This window comes from Paenarthrobacter sp. CM16, assembly GCF_013179505.1.
Taxonomy (GTDB): domain Bacteria; phylum Actinomycetota; class Actinomycetes; order Actinomycetales; family Micrococcaceae; genus Arthrobacter.
This window is the reverse complement of the sequence record NZ_JABMCX010000416.1, coordinates 1-3,088: the sequence shown is the minus strand read 5'-3', so window position 1 is coordinate 3,088 and position 3,088 is coordinate 1. Positions and strand designations below refer to the sequence as shown.

Below are 3,088 nucleotides of genomic sequence, written 5' to 3'. Positions count from 1 at the left end.
AACAATACACGCCCCCAACCCCCAACGCAAATCCACCCCCACACCACACCCCCACACCCCCAAAACCCCCACCAAACCGCCGTCGAACACCAACCCCTAACGCCTCACCAACACCCGCAACGCAGCGATCACGGCGCCGGGATTCTCTTCGGCCATGAAGTGGCCGCCGTCAAACGTCACATGATGAAGGTCAGGAGCCCAGGCGCTCCAGAGAGCGGCGGCATCGTAGCCCAGCGCAGCTCCCCAATCCTGCTGCATCACAGTTACGGGCATCTCCAAGGTGCGTCCACGCTTTCTGTCGGCTAAATCATGCACCACGTCGATGCCGGCCGAAGCGCGGTAGTCAGCAACGATCGAAGGCACTGCCCCGCGCGAGGCCTTCAGGTACTCCTCCCTGTAGGACGCCGGGATCGCCTCGGGATCCTTGGTCCACCCATCCAGGAACGAGGCAAAAAAGGACTCGGCTGTGGATTCGATCATGGGCTCCGGGATGCCGGCGGGCTGCGCCATCAGATACAGATGCCAGGCCACCTTGGCATCAACGCCCTGGAGAACATCCCACATATCCAAGGTCGGAAGGACATCCAGGGACAAAAGATGCGTCACAGCGTCAGGGTGGTCCAAACCGGCGCGGAGGGCAACAAGCGCACCGCGGTCGTGACCGGCAAGGGCGAAGCGCGGATGGCCCAACGCAGTTGCCAACGCAACAACATCGGCGGCCATGGTGCGCTTCGAATAGGTCCCTTCGTCAGCCTCCACTGGCTTGTCACTGGCGCCATACCCGCGAAGATCGGGGCAAATGACTGTGTGATCCGACGTCAGCTGGGCCGCGACGTGACGCCACATCAGATGCGTCTGGGGAAAGCCATGTAAAAGCACGACCGCGGGCCCGCTCCCGGCAACTGCTACATTCAGCTCCACATGGGGTGCCACAGGGACTCGGTGATAGGTAGCTTCAGGTATCAATGTCAACGTCATGGGGTCTCCTTCTTCAGGTTTATCCCCCTACTGTTTCGTCTCCCAATCAGCGGCGAATCAGCTGGCCCTTCCTTGTCGGTGCCCGTGGCTACGATTGACCGGTGAGCATGCCGCAGATCCGAGTTCTTGGCCCCATCATGGCGATGGTTGACGGGGCTCAGCTGGAACTGTCCAAACGCAGGCACCGGGAGATCATCGCGATCCTCGTTGCCCTGCGGGGCCGGGCGATCTCCACTGCTTCCTTGGCTGAAGAACTTTGGGATGGCATGCCGCCGGCCGCGGCGGTGGGAGCCATTCGAACCTTTGTTGGCGAGCTGCGGCGCATTCTTGAACCGCATCGAAAGCCCCGGACACCGCCCTCCGTTCTGGTCACGGTGGGTGACGGCTACGCGTTACGGCTCCATGCCGACGCTGTGGACGCTTGGCGCTTTGAAACGGCCGTGGCACTGGCAGGTAAGGCAGCGCCCATCGACGCCGAGTCGCGTTTGTCGACTGCCCTGGCTGAGTGGAGTGGAAATGCCTATCAAGAATTTGCCGATCGACCATGGGCGATCCCGGAGGCCACGCGGCTAAGCGGGCTGCGGCAGACCGCCGTCGAACGATGTGCAGAAGCCCGCCTGGCTAACGGGCGGCCAACCGACGCGGCAGCCATTCTGGAAACGCATGTAGCAGCGAATCCATGGCGCGAAGAAGGGTGGCGGCTGCTGGCACTGGCCCTCTACCGGAGTCATCGTCAGGCGGACGCTCTTGCTGCGCTTCGTCGGGCACGCCGCCAGCTGTCCAAGGAACTCGGGCTGGACCCCAGCCCCGTCCTCATAGACCTGGAGACCCAAATCCTCCGTAGGGACCGGCAATTGAACCGCCCCGAAGGCGACAGTCTGACGCCGATAGCGAATGCCTATTCCAGCAGCGGCATCCGGGCCCGGCTGGAGGCCTCGAACGCAGTGTTGGGCAGTCTGGCGGTCGCCGGCGACCTTCAAACATCCCGACACCAACGCATCGCTGCCATTGAGGCTGCCGCCGACCTCAACGATCCCCAACTCGCCGCGCGAATCATCGGGGGCTACGACGTCCCCGGAATATGGACACGAGCAGACGATCCCGCTGCTGCTGCGGCCGTGATCGCCGCAGCTGAGAATGCCTTGGCTTCGACCATTCACCTCAGCGACCGGATCCGGGCCCGTCTCCTGGGGACGATCGCCATGGAATCACGCGGGACAGGGAGCAGACAGAGCGAAGCGGCCGAGTCCGTTGCCTTGGCCAGAAAGTTGGGCGACAGCCACGTCCTTTGCTTTGCCTTGAGCTCCAGCTTCATGCAGGGCTTCGCCCGCGCCGGCCTGGCTGAACACCGCCTGGATCTTGGCCGCCAACTGATAACAACAGCGTTCGACGCCGATTCGCCCACCTTTGAGATCAACGGCCGCCTGATGCGGATGCAGGCCTTATGCGCTATGTCCGACATCGAGTCCGCTGCTCTTGAAGCTACTGCAGTGGACCAGCTGGCCGCTCGTCACGAGCGGCCCCTGGCAACGGTCTTCACCCAGTGGTTCCGCTGGACCTTCCTTGGAGCTGGCACAGCACCCCCTGCACCTGAGGGGATGCCGGGTTTCAGCGAGGGAATTGTTGCCCTTGCGTCATTCACGCGACAGCTGCGCGATGGCGACGAACTGACCGACGGAAACTTCGGTCCTTATGAGCCATGGGTACGCCCCCTACTGCTCCTGCGATCCGGTGAAGCAGCCAACGCTGCAGCCGCACTTCGCCAGGTACCGGACCCGCCACGGGATCTCCTACTGGAAGCCACTTGGTGCATTCTGGCCAAAACTGCCTGCGAACTCCGTGAACCATCAATGATCAGCCGGGCCCTGACGGCACTGGCCCCGGCCAGCGGAGAGCGTGCGGCCGGAAGCGGAGTGGTTGATGCCGGCGATGTGGGCCACTACCTGGGAATGCTCAGGGCTGCAGGGGCTGGCTTGGGGTAGGGCCGGCTGGTGTGGTGGTTAAAGGGGAAGAGCCCCGACCTTGGGTCGGGGCTCTTGCCTTAATGGTTGTCCGGCGGTGTCCTACTCTCCCACACCCTCCCGGGTGCAGTACCATCGGCGCTGTGGGT

The 3,088-nt window shown here is 63.2% G+C and carries 2 protein-coding genes; one reads left to right on the top strand and one right to left on the bottom strand.

The features are described 5' to 3' along the window. Nucleotides 1-96: 96 nt before the first annotated feature. Nucleotides 97-978, bottom strand: a complete 882-nt coding sequence (locus tag HP499_RS22710) for an alpha/beta fold hydrolase (protein WP_172326335.1) — start codon at nucleotides 976-978, stop codon at nucleotides 97-99. 107 nt (nucleotides 979-1,085) lie between these two features. Between HP499_RS22710 and HP499_RS22705 the strand changes: the two genes are divergently transcribed. Further along, nucleotides 1,086-2,960 carry a BTAD domain-containing putative transcriptional regulator gene (locus HP499_RS22705; RefSeq protein WP_216660253.1) on the top strand — a complete coding sequence of 625 codons (1,875 nt, stop codon included), beginning with the start codon at nucleotides 1,086-1,088 and terminating at the stop codon, nucleotides 2,958-2,960. Nucleotides 2,961-3,088: the final 128 nt, after the last annotated feature.